The sequence below is a fragment of the Pseudorhizobium banfieldiae genome, from assembly GCF_000967425.1.
Lineage (GTDB): Bacteria > Pseudomonadota > Alphaproteobacteria > Rhizobiales > Rhizobiaceae > Neorhizobium > Neorhizobium banfieldiae.
The window spans coordinates 4,077,690-4,094,971 of the sequence record NZ_FO082820.1; the positions used below are offsets into that span (position 1 = coordinate 4,077,690).

Annotated in this window: 16 protein-coding genes, 1 pseudogene and 1 other annotated feature; of the genes and pseudogenes, 4 read left to right on the top strand and 13 right to left on the bottom strand. The window is 58.6% G+C overall.

The window, feature by feature from the left end:
* Window positions 1-124 precede the first annotated feature (124 nt).
* Window positions 125-424: a hypothetical protein gene (locus NT26_RS19670; protein ID WP_052641312.1), complete on the bottom strand. Its 300-nt coding sequence runs from the start codon at window positions 422-424 to the stop codon at window positions 125-127.
* A complete protein-coding gene (locus NT26_RS19675) occupies window positions 408-674 on the bottom strand; it encodes a hypothetical protein (protein WP_052641314.1) in 267 nt (88 codons plus the stop codon). The genes NT26_RS19670 and NT26_RS19675 overlap by 17 nt, the downstream gene beginning before the upstream one ends.
* 306 nt (window positions 675-980) lie before the next feature.
* Here NT26_RS19675 and NT26_RS19680 point away from each other — a divergent pair, with 306 nt between their 5' ends.
* Complete coding sequence (locus tag NT26_RS19680; RefSeq protein WP_052641316.1) at window positions 981-1,439, top strand: Ros/MucR family transcriptional regulator; 459 nt, start codon at window positions 981-983, stop codon at window positions 1,437-1,439.
* Window positions 1,440-1,660: 221 nt separating this feature from the next.
* Here the strand turns inward: NT26_RS19680 and NT26_RS19685 are convergent.
* Both NT26_RS19685 and NT26_RS19695 read right to left on the bottom strand, forming a co-directional pair.
* Window positions 1,661-2,892 (bottom strand): IS3 family transposase gene (locus NT26_RS19685; protein WP_152338539.1). Its coding sequence is split into 2 segments (ribosomal slippage): window positions 1,661-2,601 and window positions 2,601-2,892, totalling 1,233 coding nucleotides; the frame shifts between segments, so codons are not numbered across the junction.
* Window positions 2,492-2,608: a sequence feature (AL1L pseudoknot), on the bottom strand. (Overlaps the previous gene by 117 nt.)
* Before the next feature lie 223 nt (window positions 2,893-3,115).
* Complete coding sequence (locus NT26_RS19695) at window positions 3,116-3,319, bottom strand: CsbD family protein (protein ID WP_052641318.1); 204 nt, start codon at window positions 3,317-3,319, stop codon at window positions 3,116-3,118.
* A gap of 275 nt (window positions 3,320-3,594) precedes the next feature.
* Between NT26_RS19695 and NT26_RS22855 the strand changes: the two genes are divergently transcribed.
* Window positions 3,595-3,744, top strand: a complete 150-nt coding sequence (locus NT26_RS22855) for a hypothetical protein (protein ID WP_156157148.1) — start codon at window positions 3,595-3,597, stop codon at window positions 3,742-3,744.
* 34 nt (window positions 3,745-3,778) lie between these two features.
* On the opposite strand, the gene NT26_RS23310 is transcribed toward NT26_RS22855, so the two are convergent.
* From NT26_RS23310 to NT26_RS19705, 3 genes and pseudogenes are all read right to left on the bottom strand, one after another.
* Window positions 3,779-3,913: a hypothetical protein gene (locus NT26_RS23310; RefSeq protein WP_280136221.1), complete on the bottom strand. Its 135-nt coding sequence runs from the start codon at window positions 3,911-3,913 to the stop codon at window positions 3,779-3,781.
* Window positions 3,914-3,924: 11 nt separating this feature from the next.
* Complete coding sequence (locus NT26_RS23185) at window positions 3,925-4,095, bottom strand: hypothetical protein (RefSeq protein ID WP_244467646.1); 171 nt, start codon at window positions 4,093-4,095, stop codon at window positions 3,925-3,927.
* Window positions 4,096-4,578: 483 nt separating this feature from the next.
* Window positions 4,579-5,184: pseudogene (locus NT26_RS19705) on the bottom strand (recombinase family protein); the annotation flags it as partial.
* A 632-nt stretch (window positions 5,185-5,816) separates the two neighbouring features.
* Here NT26_RS19705 and NT26_RS19710 point away from each other — a divergent pair.
* Window positions 5,817-7,751, top strand: a complete 1,935-nt coding sequence (locus NT26_RS19710) for a UvrD-helicase domain-containing protein (protein ID WP_052641322.1) — start codon at window positions 5,817-5,819, stop codon at window positions 7,749-7,751.
* A 367-nt stretch (window positions 7,752-8,118) separates the two neighbouring features.
* Complete coding sequence (locus NT26_RS22495; RefSeq protein ID WP_152338540.1) at window positions 8,119-8,985, top strand: HNH endonuclease; 867 nt, start codon at window positions 8,119-8,121, stop codon at window positions 8,983-8,985.
* 285 nt (window positions 8,986-9,270) lie between these two features.
* On the opposite strand, the gene NT26_RS19720 is transcribed toward NT26_RS22495, so the two are convergent.
* From NT26_RS19720 to NT26_RS19745, 6 genes are all read right to left on the bottom strand, one after another.
* Window positions 9,271-9,888 carry a hypothetical protein gene (locus NT26_RS19720; RefSeq protein ID WP_156157149.1) on the bottom strand — a complete coding sequence of 206 codons (618 nt, stop codon included), beginning with the start codon at window positions 9,886-9,888 and terminating at the stop codon, window positions 9,271-9,273.
* Between the two features lie 116 nt (window positions 9,889-10,004).
* On the bottom strand, window positions 10,005-10,253 hold the full coding sequence (locus NT26_RS19725) for a winged helix-turn-helix domain-containing protein (protein ID WP_052641325.1): 249 nt from the start codon (window positions 10,251-10,253) through the stop codon (window positions 10,005-10,007).
* A gap of 45 nt (window positions 10,254-10,298) precedes the next feature.
* A complete protein-coding gene (locus NT26_RS22865) occupies window positions 10,299-11,783 on the bottom strand; it encodes a restriction endonuclease subunit S (protein WP_052641326.1) in 1,485 nt (494 codons plus the stop codon).
* Window positions 11,780-13,315 carry a class I SAM-dependent DNA methyltransferase gene (locus tag NT26_RS19735; protein ID WP_052641327.1) on the bottom strand — a complete coding sequence of 512 codons (1,536 nt, stop codon included), beginning with the start codon at window positions 13,313-13,315 and terminating at the stop codon, window positions 11,780-11,782. Before NT26_RS19735 ends, NT26_RS22865 begins: the two co-directional genes overlap by 4 nt.
* Window positions 13,316-13,394: 79 nt before the next feature.
* A complete protein-coding gene (hsdR, locus tag NT26_RS19740) occupies window positions 13,395-16,802 on the bottom strand; it encodes a type I restriction-modification system endonuclease (RefSeq protein WP_052641329.1) in 3,408 nt (1,135 codons plus the stop codon).
* A gap of 223 nt (window positions 16,803-17,025) precedes the next feature.
* Complete coding sequence (locus NT26_RS19745) at window positions 17,026-17,220, bottom strand: hypothetical protein (protein WP_052641331.1); 195 nt, start codon at window positions 17,218-17,220, stop codon at window positions 17,026-17,028.
* Between the last annotated feature and the right edge of the window lie 62 nt (window positions 17,221-17,282).

Below are 17,282 nucleotides of genomic sequence, written 5' to 3' on the forward strand. Positions count from 1 at the left end.
GGACGTGGGTGCCCCGGAAGATCTGCATGCGGGTTCAGACCTTCCCGGGGCTGCCAGATTTGGGTTTCTGGCTGCGCGACTGTCTCACGCCTGCCGTTGATTTTCCGTCAAACTGAATGGTGAATCAGCGTTGGTCAGTTTCCAGCAAGATCCTCAGCCGCCTAATCTCGTCAGCACACTTCAGCATGACGACCGCCGACAGCACCTCCGGCATCTCCGGAGCCTGTGCCTTCATCTTCTCAAGGTTAGCGGTGACGTCGTAGGTCAGCGGCAACACGCGCTCTTTCGTGGCTAGGAGATCACGTTGCGCCTGGATGGTAGCGGCGGCACGCTCGATTAGCCGCACGCGCTCGAATGACGTCAGTGTTCCGATCTGATTGGCAGCCCGGAAAAGTTCGGCGATGAATTCAGTCGTGCTGCTCATTGCTTCTTTGTCGCTCCACCCAACCTCCCGCCATGATCCTCGCGTTCTTCTCCCCGCACAAGGTGCAGCGGAAGCGAGGCGACAGTTCCTTGAGGCTGCTGTAGGCGCCCGCCTGCTCCAAATATTCCCTTGCTATGTCCTTCACCACGCCGCAGCTCTGGCACTCAATCGCAAAGTAGGCGTGGTGCGGGATCTGGTAGAGGGCCCATGTCTGGAGCAGGGGAGTGGGAATGAAGCGGCGCTCGTGCATGGCGGTTATCTCGATTGGAGCCGCCGCATCGGTCAGAGGTTTGCCCGCGCCGCCATCGGGTGAGGGATGAATTGGCTCGGCCGCACGTGAACGTCAAGAGAACATCCGGGACGGATTTCGCGCGCGGCTGCGCATTTTGCGCTTGGTCCGCTCTGACCGGGCACGTTCACCCAGAAGAAATTGCACCAAAACTATCCAGCTCGCGCGTGAAAGTGGATGACGCATTAAGAGCCAAGCAAGCATTGCAAGTTTTCGCACGTTGCCTTCTGTCCAATTACCATCAATTACCATCCGCTAAATTTCGGGATGTGGATTAAGGAGCCTCACTTGTCCAGCTTAGACACCGACATTGACGATTTGCTCGTTCTCACGACCGATATCGTATCCAGCTACGTATCAAATAATGTTGTGCCTGCAGCTGATCTGCCGAGGCTCATTCAGACAGTTCACGGCTCACTCACCGGACTCGGTATGAAAGCGGAAGAGGTCAAGACAGAAGCACCAGAACCCGCTGTTCCAATCAAGAAGTCAATCAAACCTGACATGATTACGTGCCTGGAGTGCGGGAAAGGCTTCAAGTCGCTCCGGAGACACTTGAATACCCATCACGACCAGAGTCCTGATGAGTATCGTGCAAGGTGGTCGTTGCCTGCCGATTATCCGATGGTCGCGCCACAATATTCTGAAGCGAGATCGTCTCTGGCAAAGCGGATGGGTCTCGGACAGCGCCGAACGAAGGTCGGTAAAAAGCGGAAGGGCGCTTAGGCTCCCGGTCGGCAGACGTCGCGGCGGTCAACCAGGGCCTCCGGGACGTTGCGGTGACACTTCGGGCTAACCCAAATGTTAAGTAGCCAGAATCCCTGACAGAAGTTGTCGTGGTCAGTCAGCCCCTGCCACAAGCGGTAGTCCTTACGCCGGTTCCTGAGACACCCGACTACGCCTACACCTGAACCGCCCCGGCTTTGCCGGAGACCGTTTGGTTTAAGTTATGCGGCCATAGCTGGTGCGTCCAGCATGGCGTAGTATCGTTCTTCTGCCTCTGCTGGCGGAATATTCCCGATGGGTTGCAGAAGACGGCGGTGGTTGAACCAGTCGACCCATTCGAGCGTGGCGAACTCCACGGCTTCGAAGTTGCGCCATGGTCCTCGCCGATGAATGACCTCGGCCTTGTAAAGACCGTTGATCGTTTCGGCGAGAGCATTGTCGTAACTGTCGCCAACGCTTCCGACAGACGGCTCGATGCCTGCCTCCGCCAGCCGTTCGGAATAGCGAATGGACACATATTGCGAGCCGCGGTCGGAATGATGAACCAGCCCGCCACGTTTGACGGGCCGCCGATCATGAAGCGCCTGGTCGAGGGCATCGAGCACAAAGCCCGCATGGGCTGTTCGGCTTGCCCGCCAGCCGACGATGCGGCGGGCGAAGGCATCGATGACAAAGGCCACGTAAACGAAGCCCTGCCAGGTCGCGACATAGGTGAAATCGGATAACCACAGCATGTTCGGCGCTGGAGCGAAGAACTGTCGGTTCACCCGGTCTAACGGGCATGGAGCGGACTTGTCCGTCACGGTGGTTTTGACTGGCTTGCCGCGAATGACGCCTTGAAGCCCCATCACTCTCATAAGCCGAGCGACGGTGCAGCGGGCGATGTCGTAACCTTCTCGCTGCAACTGCCGCCAGACTTTCCGCACGCCATAGACCTGGAAATTCTCATTAAACACCCGGCGTATCTCGATCTTCATGGCCATGTCGCTCCGGGCACGGGCCGACAAGCGATCCACGTCCGTGCGCTTGGCGAGGACCTCATAATAGGTGGACGGGGCAATCGGCAGCAGTCTGCAGATAGGCTCGACCCCGAGCACCGAGCGGTGTTCGTCGATGAAGCAAATCATCGCTTCAGTGGGCGGTCGAGCTCCGCCCGGGCAAAATACGCCGAGGCTTTCCGTAGAATCTCATTCGCCTGACGAAGTTCGCGGTTCTCCCGCTCCAGAGCCTTCATCTTCTGCGCTACGTCACTCGGCAAACCTGCACGCTTGCCGCTGTTGACCTCGGCCTTCTTCACCCATTCATGGAGGGTATGCGCCGAGCAGCCGATCTTGGCCGATATCGATGATACCGCCGCCCAGCGCGATGAGTATTCGGCTTCATGTTCCGTCACCATCCGAACGGCGCGGGCGCGGACTTCAGGAGAAAATTTGTTCGTCGTTTTGCTTGTCATAGACCCTACTTCTCACGAGTTGGGGTCTCCGGCAAAGCCGGCGCGGTTCAACCTATGTCAATGAGCGTCGCGTGATTGTCGATCCCAAGACCTACACCGTGGTTCAGGTCGTAGACTGATCGCCGAACCAAAAAGACTAAAGGCGCCCGGCGCGATGCTCCGGGGGGTCTTTGCTCGCAACTGCCGACTATGAAAAACGCCCCGCCGAAGCGGGGCGTGATAGTCACCAGGTCTGACGACCATACCAGTCGTCCACATCCCGACGGGCCTGATCCTTTTCATAGCCGTACCGCTCCTGAATCTTGCCTTCGAGCTGGTCACGCTTGCCTTCGATCCGGTCGAGGTCATCATCAGTGAGCTTGCCCCACTGTTCCTTGACCTTGCCTTTCATCTGCTTCCAGTTTCCTTCGACGCGGTTCCAATCCATGGATCTTCCTCCGTTTGGACAATTGCGATTATCAACGCGTAGTCCGGAGATTGGTTCGTTGCACGTCGGTACGGGCTCTTGGAAGATCAGAGATCCTCCGGCTTTGCTCCCTCCTGCATTTGGTAGAGCCTTCCAAGGGCGAGTCTTTACACGGCGCCGCTCAGCGAGGTTGTGCAACTGGCCTTCGTGGCGGACGAGGGTCATGGCAACATCGCCAGGAACGAATTCCGATGCTCACGGTTCGATTGGGTCGTTCCGTGACTAGGAGGCTCGATATGCCCAATACTGACAAGAACACGCAGCAGGACCAGAAGAAGGCCGGCCAGGCGGCAAGCCAGTCCTCCGGGAAGGAGAAGGGCCGTCCAGCTGACGCCGGCCAGAAGTCGGCCACCGAGCCAGACCAGGTGAAAGACCTCAAGCATTGATCGAAGCGCTCGGGGTGGGGCTTCGGCCCCACCTTCATTCGCGCCGCACTTCTATCTCCGTCCCCGTATCCAGGATGATATGCAGGTCCCGGATCATGCCGGTAGCTGTTAGCAGCGCTTCACGCACCTCCTGCAGACTCGTTGCCTGCAGGCCTCGCGCTGCCACCATCACCTGCAGATCTACGATCTTGTCGGCATCGCCTGTAGCGATGGAATCCCGATTGTCTCTCGCATGTCCCTGATGGTCGTGACCGCGCGCTCGAACAGGCGTCGGCGCTCAAAGCTGCCCAGCTTCTCAACCTCATTTGCCGCCCGAACGAGCTCTACGACAAATTCGGTGACCGCGCTCATCAGTCGAAATCTCCGATCCGTCCAGCTCTGTAGATGATAACAGGAGGTCCGAGTTCGCCTACAGACGGCTCGGCGTGTCTGACCCAGGCCACAACTCCAACGCTGGAATTTTCCAACTCCTTCGCGCGCCGCACCGCCTCTTCCTGAGAAGCTGCCTGTGTGGGCTGCAGTGCCGGTACCGTTTGTCCCCGCTCGTCATCTCGAAAGGCCAAATAGAAGAAGCTGTGATTGAGGCCTGGCACGCATCGAATCTCCGGTGGCCCCAATTCACTTAGAGTGATGTTCGCCGGTGTCGACCCGTGAAATTCGTCCACATCAGGAACGGACTGCCACACCTCGTTTTGGTGTGGCGGAACGGTTCAAGTCCAGACTGCCACACCTTCGAAAAGATGTAGCATCGCCAATAACTTGAACTCTATGTTCGGAAGGGGTGGAGGCCTCGCCCGGAATCGAACCGGGGTGCCAGGTTTTAGCTTCCTCAGCGATGCGCTTGGAAAGGCGGGATAGGGTGGACCTGGAGCAACCTGTTGCAGCTATGATCCGGCTCCAGCTTCTGCCTTCCCGAAGCATGTTCATGATTTCCGCGTTCCGTTTGGTGTCCTCAGGGCGTCCTTTGTAGGCTCCCGCGTCCTTCGCTTTGGCAATGCCTTGCGACTGACGACGGCGGCGGTCCTCATAGTCTTTCCTGGCAATCGCTGCCAACATGTCCAGCATCATGCCGTTGATGGCGTCCAGCATTCGGCTTTGAATGTCGTCGCCTGAGGCTGTGGCCATTCCCCAGGATGTTGGAAGGTCTAGCGCCACTACCTTGACGCGCCGCGTCCGAATCTCATCCTTGAGTCGTTCCCAGTCCTCCGCGTTCAATCGGCTGAGGCGGTCCACCTGCTCCACCAGAAGAACGTCACCTGGGGTGCAATCCCCCAGGAGGCGGAACAACTCAGGTCTCTTGAGAGACGCGCCGCTCTCGTTCTCAGTATAGGTGGCGGCGATCTTCAGGCCGCGCTCTTCCGTGAAGCGGCGGAGGTCTTCATTGGCACGTGTCGCGTCCTGGTCTTTGGTGCTGGCGCGAAGGTAGGCACGGATGAACATCAGGAACCCATCGGTCTGATTAGTGTGGTTCGATATTAAGCGGTCTGCTTTGTGTTGTCAATCGGTCTTTATCGAACCGGAGGAAGATGGGTTCTCTGAAGGTGTACCTTACTGGTACCGGCGTTCAGTCCCGCTTCTATTGCGGTCAGAGTGAGTAATGCGAGTGGCTTCAACGGCAACAAGGGAAGGCGCGCCTTTTTCTCACGGTATCTCCAAGTCGACAAGGTTCAGGGAGATGAGGAGTGGCGGCGGAACGCACCCGACTAACGCGAGATTATTGGAACTCATTTAAGGGAAGAGGACGAGGCGTACCAGCCCGTAAATCGAGCCAAGTTGAAACGGAGCCTGCCTATGCGGTCCTAGGGGTGCAAATTGCACACCTCTGAGTTCCGGGAGACTTTGGCCAAGAGAGGGTTTAATGCCCGCAAGGCTATGAGGAGGCCGACGGAGCTTCTCATTTTATCGAGGCACGCGGATAGCTAGTGAAGAGGGAGTGAACAACCTTGGCTAGAAGTCGGGACTCGGCTGAATATCGCTTAGCGGCCGGTGATGGGTTGACATGTTTATGCATGGTTGCCTCTTCCAGGTATCCTCACTAGCATTGCGATCAGTGGCTTGGGGGAGAAGCAGGGGTGGAGCGGCGTTTCATATCCTCATCGATTGATCAACTCGAAGAGACCTTAGAGAACGCCATCAAGGCAAAGGATAAAGCTACCATCGTGGCAGTCGCGCAAGAGTTGACCTTTCGGCGCGTCCCCCGTGCTCGTGACTTGGCAAGGCGCATATTAGACCTGCGTTCAAAACCAAAAGAGCCGCAGGCCGGTACACGACTACGGCCATCTGAGGCCGCTCCTCAAGCTAAAACTCAGCCTCAGCGGAAGAACGGGAGAGCGCCAACCGGGGAACAGCAAAAGGCAATAGATGCCTTCCTTACGGGCGGCTCACTACGCATCAACGCATATGCAGGGACAGGTAAAACCTCCACCTTGGAGCTGTTGGCACACAATACCAATCGGCGCGGCCAATATATCGCATTCAACAAGAGTATCGTACTGGAAGCCAGGGAACGGTTCCCCGCCACAGTCGATTGCTCTACGACACACAGTTTAGCATTCAGGTCCACGCCACAAGCGTATAAAGCAAATATCAAAAAGATGACGGAAAAGGTGAGCTCCCAACAGCTAGCCGAAATCCTCTGTTTTAAGAAGGCTTGGCGCGTTGACCGTGACCACAGTCTGCAACCTCGGTCCCAAGCGTTTCTCATTCTAGAGACAATCAAGCGCTTCGCGCAAAGCTCAGACGACATCATCACCTCGAACCATGTGCCTCAGCACGGCTCCCTTCTGACTGCTTCAGAAGACACGCTAAAGGTGGTGGCTGACTTTGCTCAAAGGGGCGCTCAGCATGTTTGGGATCGAATGTGCAATCCAGACGACCCCATGCCGCTCGGGCACGATGGCTACCTAAAGCTCTGGGCGCTCTCGAAGCCGCAGATGGCGGCAGACTTCATTTTGCTTGATGAGGCGCAAGATACGAATCCGGTAGTTCTTGAAGTCCTACGGCAGCAAAGCGCCCAACTCATCTATGTTGGGGATCGCTACCAACAAATCTACGAATGGCGCGGGGCCGTGAATGCTATGGAAGGCATCGATACCGACCACACAGTTCGGCTAACCCAATCGTTTAGATTTGGTCCAGAAATCGCCGCTGGAGCCTCTCGTCTCCTTAGCTTGCTCGGGGAACAGACCCCGCTGTTTGGCAATCCCGCTAAGACAAGCCGAATTGGCCCCTGTGATCCCGATGCCGTCTTGGCGCGAACCAATGCGTCTGTGATGACTGCACTCATTGAAGCCTTGAATGCTGGCAAGGCTCCTCACCTCGTTGGCGGGCCAGGCGAGCTTATGGAGATGCTCAAGGGTGTCCAAGACCTTAGGAACGGGACACCTAGTACGGTTCCAGACTTTTTTGGGTTTGAGAATTGGGAACAAGTGGTTGCCTTCTCAAGGACCGCTGAGGGCGAACATTTGGTGACATTCGTCAACCTTGTGGAATCTCGGGGAGAAAGGCAACTGATGTGGGCGTTGAATCGCTCGGTGAAGGAGGAGGACGCCAATATAATCCTGTCTACCGCCCACAAAGCGAAAGGTCGAGAGTGGGAAAACGTTCGCTTAGCCGAAGATTTTATGAAAACAAGGCCGGCCAGATTGAATGGCTCTGCCACCCAACAGGCGAAGGAGACCAGAGGTAAGGAGGCGAAAGAAAGAGACGCTGAGCTGCGCTTGTTCTATGTCGCCCTAACGCGGGCTAAAGGTTCCGTCGAGGTGCCTCCACCTCTGTTGGAATCACTCGGTCTGACCGGTACGCCGGGAAAGAACGTCCCCTCCGAACCGGCTTCGGTAACCCGTCCGCATCAAATCCCACAGGCTACCAAACCGACAACAGAATGGTGTCCCCCTACTGATTGGAAGCCGAAGACCGTCCAACCGCCGCCGCCTTCGCGCCCACAGCCCTCAAGCCCTCAACGGCCCGCAAAGCGAGGTTTTTTCAGCCGTCTCTTCGGAGGCTAGCGCGGCCTGTTCCGCAGAAGAGATGCGAGGCGCAGTCGCTCAGTTCAGCTAAAATGAGCGCTCGCCAGCTGGCGTCAAGGGTCTCGCTCTTGCTACAAAAGCACCTCTCTTCGTTCTCGACGCTGAGCTTCGTGCGGCCATACCTAGGACGCGAGGGCGTGTGGTGAATCCCCTCGCCAACTCGCGCGATGTTCCCCTTGATGGGCATCCTTTTGAGTCTGTTGCTCTGTCAGCCTTTCTACGTTCCGCCTGGCAAGACTCACGGTCTGGATCAACGATCATTTGCTCAGTAAAGTACCCTCCAGCGGCACGTCTTCAGAAGCCGGTTGGTCAGGAACGCCGTATCAGGTGGTTTGGAGCGAGAGAGGTGGAAGTGCAGTTGCAAGGATACACATCACAGCAGTTGACGCTGGAACATGTCTATACGCGCGATGATCTAAGAAGAATATTTGGCATCATAGACGCGACGCTCAACACAGGCGTATTTAGGCCGAAGGGAACGTCCTCGATCTGGCTTTTTATTACCGAGGAGAAGACATCGGATCGTACACAGTACCGCGATCGTCTCGAAGGACAGACCCTGTACTGGCAGGGACAATCATCAGGCCGCACCGATGCGCTCATTTTGGAACATCAGCCCCGCGGCCTCGAACTGTTGGTCTTCTTCCGCAGGCGCAAATACGAACATCCCGGTGCCGGCTTCCGCTATCTTGGTCCATTCGCCTATGTCAGCCATTCTGGAAATTTCCCGACAAGCTTCGTTCTAACGCGGCAAAGCCAGGAAATGGCTGCCATTCGCCCCGAGGACGCCGATGATGAGGCGTTCGATCCTTCCGGCGTGGATGATGCAAGGCAACGAGTGCTGCGCTCCATTTCAAGGCGCCGGGGTCAACGTGCGTTTCGGGATGCTCTTATGAGCGCCTATGGGGGGCGCTGTGCGATGACTGGGTGCACTGTCGCAGACGTCCTCGAGGCGGCGCACATTTATCCGTATCGCGGGACGGCGACGAACGCCCTGTCTAACGGGCTTCTCTTGCGGGCCGACCTGCACACGCTGTTTGATTGCGGCTTGATCGCCATCGACGCCATCTCAAGAACGATTCTGGTGTCGCCACGGCTAAAGAACAGCGAGTATGGTGAATTGCACGGCCGCAAACTGCGCTCACCGCAAACCTCGGCCCAATTGCCGGGTGAAGCGGTCCTCGATATGCACCGAGCTTCAGCAGGGCTTTAAGCAATCCTTGTCCTCGGGAATCGCACCTACGACAGCCATGCTCTCGTAGACACTATTCCGGCATCGCTGATCGACAGATGGGCTGAGACAGCCGAGATTTACTCATCAGCAGAGAAGCGTTTGGTTGATGACTTGACTGCCGCGAACCCCGGCGTGATCGATCTGGAGATGGCATTACCAGCGAACTCGTTCCTAGGCGGAAATCGACTTAGCGATATGCCTGGGCCTGTTCAGACAAACCCAGCCACCTCTAGCCATCGTTCACATGAACGCGGGTGCCCTTGCTTAGTCGAAGTCGCGCAGCAGGTCGATGATCCCGCCTTTCGCGCCTCTGGCTCGGACGAAAATTGCAAGCCCCATTCCGGGCGCGTCCTCGTCTTCAACTGAGCGGCCGTTTTCTTCGCGCGTGTTGATGAGCCCGCGGCAGGTGTCGCTCAAATATTGTGCGACCAATTCCACGATTTCGCGCGGGCGGGCGTCAGGATTCTCGTCGAGATATCGAAACCACGCGTTGAAGAACATCACATCGAGCGCCGTGCCATCGACGAAATCGGCAGCGTGTTGATAACCAGCCACCCAGCGAAGCTTCGGATCTCGCTCCAGAAGGAATGCCGCCAGTTCTTTCGTCCCGAATTCGCAGGCGCCGAGATAGACGCCACTCAAGGATCTTCTCGTGCCGCCCTCCAGCAGCATCTTGCTAAGCTTCTTCCGATCCACCACTTCCTCCCAGCCATGAAGGTGGAGACCATGCTCGTTGCCGTGGCATGCGAGGTAGATCGTTGAGATCTCCTTGTCCCAGGCCATTCGCTTGATTGCATCTGCTAGGGCAGGGGCTGTCGCGACCATCTCGTAGGTAAACTCATGAGTGTTGCCGAAGTGCAGGTCGCAGAGCATGTCGAACATCGGCTTCACCGATGCGTTCTTTCGCATCGATACGTCTTCGCCGTTCCACTTGCTCTCAATTACGGCGATGCCGGTCCTTGTGGTCTCTGACATAGCTTTCCTGCTCCTCGTTCAGACTATTTGAGCACCCAGATGCCGCGCTTCGGGCTGATGATCGTTCCCTCCTGCCGCAATTGCCACCGGGCAAAGCGAACCTCCTTCTCGAACAGGTTTTCGCCATCGCTGGTGAGGCCCGAAAGGTCGGCTGCGGGCACCGCTTCGTTCTTCCGTATCCAGTCGTAGACAGTTTTTGGTGTCGACGGTCCGAGCGCAGTCAGGGCATTTTGCACCCAGCGGCAATAGGTGGCGCGAGAGGCGATGGGCATTCAGAATCTCCAGAAGATGCAGTGATTGCAGTCACTCTGTCTGGCTCAGGTTGCGCCCTTCCGCCCACGCTTGCCCTTCGGCGCCGCCTCGCGCTCGGCGCGGATGCGGGCGAGAAGGTGTTCGGCGGGTTCGTCATTTTCGTCCTGGGGGACCAGTTCGCCGCGGAAGGCTTTGGCCAGGATTGCCTCGTCCAGCCGGCCCACCAGCTCCAGCGCGCGTTTTGCCTCTTTCGCCAGCCGGTCGATTTTCGCGAAGGCGGATTCGATGCGGCGCACGATTTCGTGTTGTTCTTCGAGGGGTGCGAGACAAATTTGCATCGCGCGGACTTCGGGAAAATAGATGGTCGTGTGAGTGGTTCCCTTGCCGAACTCTCGGATGTCGTCGCCCTCTGCCATCAAGGCATACATGAGAAACTTCGGCACCAAGGCTTCCGTGCACGTCCAGGTGACGAAATCCTGACTGGTTGCCATGGGTTTGCCCATGATTGTCACATATCCAACGGAGGCAGTTCGGGATAGGCAAACAGTTCCGGCCGGCAAGAGTCGCGCTGCGGAGTTGGCAAGACCTTCTTCGTTCGTGGTCTGGATCGTCTCTTCGATAATCCTCCCATGATTTGCACCTGCGTCCTTGATGCCGATCCATGGGATTTCACCGTCCCACCACTCTGGATGCGACCGGCTTGGAGTGTGCCCCGTTTCCTGTCGAGCGATCCGGCTCAGCGGCACCCATTGCCATTTTGGAGGTGCCCCGCGAGCCGGAGCATTAATAGCCAATGCCGCCTTCCCCTGAATCACTCTGTCAGTCGCCTCCCTGCCACCTTTCGGCTGAGGCGGTGTCGGAGTGCGATCGATCAAATCGGACGCGGTTTGAAGGTCAGCTCTTTTAGTACGCCAAGCGGATGTCATCGCTCCTAGAAAGGCGGACCTTAGCACGGCCTGCTTGTAGCGGGAGACGAGGGTTTCGATGCGGGCGAGTTCGGTGCGGGCGCGGGCGGATTTCGCGTTCAGCGCATCCAGCTTGACCACGATGCGCTTTTGCTCGGCCAGCGGTGGGAGGGGTAAGGGTATCTCCCCGAGGGTCTTCGATGACAGATGTTTGACGGTCACCGATGACGTGTGTTTGTTGATAAGCCCGAGGTAGCCAGGGAGCACATGGTACAGGAACCTCGCGTCGTAAAAGCCAGGCTTTGTCGTCAGTTTACAAACACGCTGATTTAGCAGTGCTGTCGGTCCGCTCCAAAAGTTGCGATTGAAATCACCGTCCATTCCCACGAGCAACTCGCCGGGAAGAACCCAATAGCCATCGACGATTTCGCCTTCATAGAAGGTCGACGTTTCACCGTCGAGAACGTTGCGAATTCGAATTACGGGGTGCCCGCGGTCGCCTGAGAAGCCCGAAGACGGCCACGGATACCCATTAAGTATATCGACAACTTCGGCCAACGGCACGCGCTGCCATGTCTGAGCTGACTGAAGAATTGGATCGAGTGATTCATTTACAAGATCCGTAATTGCCTCGCCGAAACTCATTCCACCGCCTCCGGCAGCTCGTCGGTAAGCTCGGCCATCAGCGCCTCGATTTCCAGCGTCGCGGCCTGGAGATGGCCCAAGATGGCGGCGGCGATGTCGTCGGGCTCAACGAGGCCTTCTTCGGCTTCTTCCTCCGCCTCGCGCAGCCAGGCGATGTCGAGATTGTCGCCACGGGCGGCGATGGCTTCGCGGCTGAACTGGCGCCAGCGGCCGGCTTCACCTTCGTCCGGGCCGCGCTCCTGACCGTAAGGGTCCTTGCCGAACGCCTGCTCGAAGCCTTCGAAATGGGCCTCCGTCAGGGGCGTGGTCTTGCCGAATTTCGGCATCTGGGCGCGCAGGTCATAGATCCAGACGGCCTTCGTGTTGCCGGTCTCGGTCTTGCCCCGCGTCAGGAAGATGACATTGGTCTTGACACCCTGCGCGTAAAAAATGCCGGTCGGCAGGCGCAGAATGGTGTGCAACTCGCACCAGTCCATCATCATCCGACGCAGTTCGCGCCCGCGCCCGTCTTCGAACAGCACATTGTCCGGCACGACTATGGCCGCGCGGCCGCCGGGCTGCAGTGCGCGGATGCAGTGTTCGACAAATGGAAGCTGGTAGGAGGAGACATTTGCGGTGACGGAGAGGTCATCGCGGGTCGGCGCACCGCCCGCCGGGCCGAAGGGCGGGTTGGTGAGGATGAGGTTGGCGCGGCCGAGACCCTTGCCCTTGTCGGAGAGCGTATCGCCGAGATCGACATGATCGCCGTCAATATCATGCAGATAAAGGTTCATCAAAAGCAGGCGCAGCGTGCCCGGCACGTTTTCCATGCCGTGGATGGCGCGACGCTTCTGGAACTCCTGCTCTTTCTCCCCGAGTCCCAGGTAGTCGTCGGTGCGCGCCTTCATGTAGCGATCGGCGGCGATCAGGAAGCCGCCCGTGCCGGCGGCGGGGTCCTGGATGACTTCGCCGGGCTGCGGTTGCATGAGGCGGACTAGCAGCTCGATCAGCACGCGGGGGGTGAAGTATTGCCCTGCGCCGCGCTTGGTTTCTTCCGCGTTCTTCTGCAGCAGGCCCTCATAGAGATCGCCGAACTGGTCGCGCTCCTCGGAGAACCAGTCGAGCTCGTCGATGGCTGTGACCAGTGTCGTCAGGTTCTGTGGCTCACGCAGGAAGGTGGAGGCGTTGTCGAAGATCTTCTGCACCATCTCCGGCAGCGAACGGGCATCGGCATAACGCTTTCGCTCTTCGGGACTGGCAGCTTCTCCGGGGGGCAGCACAAGGGCATCGTCCTCTCCCAGCCGCGTGCTCGTGGCACCCAGCGTCACCAGCACATTGCGATAATGCTCCAGCTTCGCCAAACCATTAGCCTTGACGAGATCGGCCCAGCGCATGCCTTTGGGCAGGCTGCCCGTCTCGCGGTTGCGCTCTGCCATCATCTTCAGAAACAGCAGATAGGTCAGCTCGGTGACATATTGCTGATAGGTGATGCCGTCCTTGCGCAGGACCGTGCAGAGGCGCCAGAGTTTCTGGACGATGGCATTGGCATTCATGGCATGATTCTCATCTGATCCGGGATCGTGATTGCGGTTGTAGCGAGCGGTGGCCCTCGGTCAACGGCGGTATGAGGGGTCAGGCGGCGGGCGGCGCCCAGATTGCCTCGTTGAAGGCGTACAGCACCTCATCGAGTGCACCGTCAAACTCCTGCGCGATGCGCTTGAAGCCGCCCTTGTCGGCAAAGGCGCCCTGGTCGAGCAGGGTCGGATCGGCCACGGGCTTGTCCTTCAGGGCACGACCGATACGGCGCAGCCATTCCTTCTGCTTTTGCGTCCAAGGCCTTGAGGCCTCGATCTTGACGATGGCGTTGTCGACGCGGGTGGCATAGGGGATCAGCGGATCGCCCAAAGCTGCCTGCCGGACGAAGCCGATGATATGGGCCGCGATATCGGCATTGCGGGCGCGGCCGTAAGCGGCGCGCAGCATGGCCTCAGAATAGTTCTTCTCGTCCAGCAGGCCGGCGAGTTCGGAGAGTTCCTTGCGGGTGAGATCACGCGGGCGCTGGGTGACGGCAATCAGCGCCGGGACCTGGTTCATGTTTTCACGAACGAAGCGTTCGAAGCCGGTAATATAATCCTCGGGCGTCGTGTTCTTGCCGAAGATCTCCTCGATGCGCAGCAGCTCGTCCTCATGGGTAGAGATGACCACGCCATCGTTCTTGTCCGTGGTCAGCGGGCGGCGTTCGAGCAGCTCGACGGCGCGCGGATGGTCCGTCAGCCACTGCTGCAACTCGGCACCGGAGCGGGTGGAGAGACGCTGCAGCGCCATGTCGGCGCTTTCGCCAGTGTGGCGCTCGAAGCTCTCGCGGGTCTCGGCATCCATGCGCTTCACCAGACTGCGCATGCGCACGATGACCTGGGCTGCGACCCAGCTCTTGTCCTCGTCCGTCTCCGCATTGTGCAGATCCGTGACGAGCTGGCCAAGCGCTATATCCGGTTTCACGACGACCGGGCGCATGTCGCTCATCTCCTGCAGCTCGGCGTATAGATCGACGGCGTCAAAGATGCGGAAATGCTCCTTGCCGATCTCCGGGCAAAGCCGCGTGGCGCGGCCGATCATCTGGTCGTAGAGGATGCGGCTCTTGACCCTGCGGACGAAGACGAGATTGCAGATGGAGGGCACGTCGACGCCTGTTGTCAGCAGGTCGACGGTGACGACGTATTTCGGATAGGGATCATTCTTGAATTTCAGGATCAGGTCGTCGGCCTTGTCGACATTGCCGGTGATCTTCGTGACCATGCCATGCGGCACGTTCTCCTTGCCGTACTCCTCCTGCAGTTCTTCGATCAGCAGGCGCACGATGTCATCGGCATGGGCATCCCGGGCGGCGAAGATCAGCGTCTTGCCAAGCTTCGACGGTGGGATCTCCGTGGCGATCGCACGGCAGACGATGCGGTTGAATGCTTCCGAATAGACCCGCTTGTTAAAGTCGGCGAGGTCGTAATCGAGCGAAACTTCATCCGGCAGCTCGAAAAGATCAATCTGACCCGTCTTGCGGTCGATGATCTCGACTTCCGCGCCCCCATCGAAATGGATACCGGCTTCGGATAGCGCCGTGGTGATGCGCTTCGGCGGCAGATGGTCGTTGAGGTAACCTTCGACGACGGCCTGACGGTAGCCATAATGAAAGACCGGGTGGCCGAAGATCTCGCGGGTATGCAAAGCGGGTGTGGCCGTCAGCGCCACCTTCACGGCATCGAAATAATCGAGGATCTGGCGATAAGCCGACTGGTAGTCATCGATGTTGCGGAAGCCGATATCGCTTTCGCGCAGTTCAGCATCCAGCGTGTAGCCGCGATGGGCTTCGTCGACGATGATGCAGTCGAAGGTGCCGGGCGTGGGGCGCTTGGCCGGATCCGGCTCGTTGAGGATGCGAGCGATCAGCGACTGGACGGTCGCAACCTGTACCTGGTCCTCATCCTCCGGCAGTTTCTGCTCCAGCCCGGCGACCTTGTAGATCTGGGCGAAGTTCAGCATGCCCTCGATCTCGGTGGTCTCAAGCGCGTCGCTCGTCTGCTTGCCGAGCGCCTTGCGGTCGACCAGGAAGAGGATACGGCGGAAGCGCTTGTGCTTCAGCAGGCGATACATCAGGGCAATTGCTGTGCGTGTCTTGCCTGTGCCGGTCGCCATGGACACGAGGATGTCGCGCTGGCCCGCGACCACGGCATTCTCGATCGCGGCGATCGCCTCTTCCTGATAGGGGCGCATCCGGCCCTTGCCGAAACTCTCTCCTGCCAACCCTTGAGCGGCGGTGTCGACATCGGTGGTCAGCTTGTCGAGGAGATCCTTTGGCGAGAACCAGCTCGTCATCGGGACGGCGTGGTTGGTCTCGCGCCTCACATCACGATACCAGATCCCGGATTTTGTCACCCACTGGCGCACATAGGGTCGCCCATTGGTGGCGAAGACGAAAGGCACGCGGAAGGGCTCAGCGAGCCCATGTTTCCAAGGACCATCCGGATGGGCCTCTTCCGGGGCGAGCACGATGGTGCGGGCATAGCGCTCGGCCTGCTGCAGAGTGGAGGGCACATCGACGCTCTCGCGCTTGGCCTCGATGACACCGACGCAAGTCAGGCCGACGAAAAGGGCATAATCCGCCCGGCCACCTTCCGAAGGCCATTCGGCGATTGCGAGATTGCGGCATTCCTCCGGTCGGGCGCCCTTTTGATAGGTCAGGCGGTCGCTGTCGGCTTCCCATCCGGCATCGATAAGCTGCACGTCGATAAGCCGTCGGGTCTGGCGTTCATCGAGCTCCAGGCTGCTCGCCGCTTTCAGGCCTGCCTGCTTGAACGCGATCTGCAACTGCTCGGGCTGGGCTTCGGCCGCCTTCTGCAACTCGGCAAGCTTGCGAGCGAGAGCTGCCTGATTGGCCTCCATCTCGACGGCGGTCTGCTCCCAGACGGCACTGTCGGCTGACGCCTGGCGAGCGAGCTCTTCGGCAGCGGCGCGGGCTTTTGCGAGGTCTTCCGTCGAGGCATGGGCCGCCGCTAGTTTCTCCTCGGCGTCTCTGACCTGGGCACGCAGCGCTGCCAGTTCCGCCTGGGTCGCCTGGTCAATATCCGCAGAGGCTCGGGGCGGCACAAAGGGACCAGGCTTGAACCCCGGATCACGCCCATAGGTTCGGCGGTACCAGACGCCGAGCGCGCGGCAGAACTTGAGCGCCGCGAGCGCTTCGGCGGGTGAGTCGGCCAGATTGTGGGTCGCTTCGTTGCCGCTCTTGCGAATGGCATGGAAGATGTCGGCGACTTCGCGCGGCAGAACCTGCTGCGTCGCGAGGCGCCGAAGAAGGTCGTTTGTTGTCTCGCGTGCGGCGGGATCATAAACGCTGGAAAGGGCGGCGATCTCCTTGACCATGTATTCGCCGAACTGGCGGCTCTTGATCAGCGAGGTATTGGCATCCTCGGCGAAAAAGCGCTCGGCTAGCGTGCCGAGGCGATGCAACTCAGGGCTAAGCGATTGCAGATGATCAAAGTTTGATGACATCAGACGGGAGGCTTTCCGGGAATATCAAGCAAATCACTCTACAACCACAACATGAGGTTTAGCGCGACCTCTAACTTAGTTGATAAGATTAAGAGGAAGATGCTGAAGTGGGCGAGCGTCGGAAGGCATAATTGCCTGTCGAGCAATGGGATGAGCGCTCTGAGCGTAACGCCCCTGGGCCGCAACTTGAGCCGCCGCAGTACTCCTCTCAATACTGCTAAAGTTAATATGGGTAGTAGACGTCGGTCCATCGATCCAGAGCACTTTGGGCTGCAATCTTGGCACTCTCCTCGGAAATGAAGTAATCGGTGCGCAGCCTTGCCGCAGTCTTTTCCGTGATATCTGGATCCTTGTTCCCCATCTCCTGCCTCATGATCTCGTAAGCGATTGCGTTCAGTTCGGCTTGACTCCATGACATTTTTTGTATCTCCGCGACCCTATCAGTACTTCCGTTCAACCCTATCTCTCACCTGTGCTCCG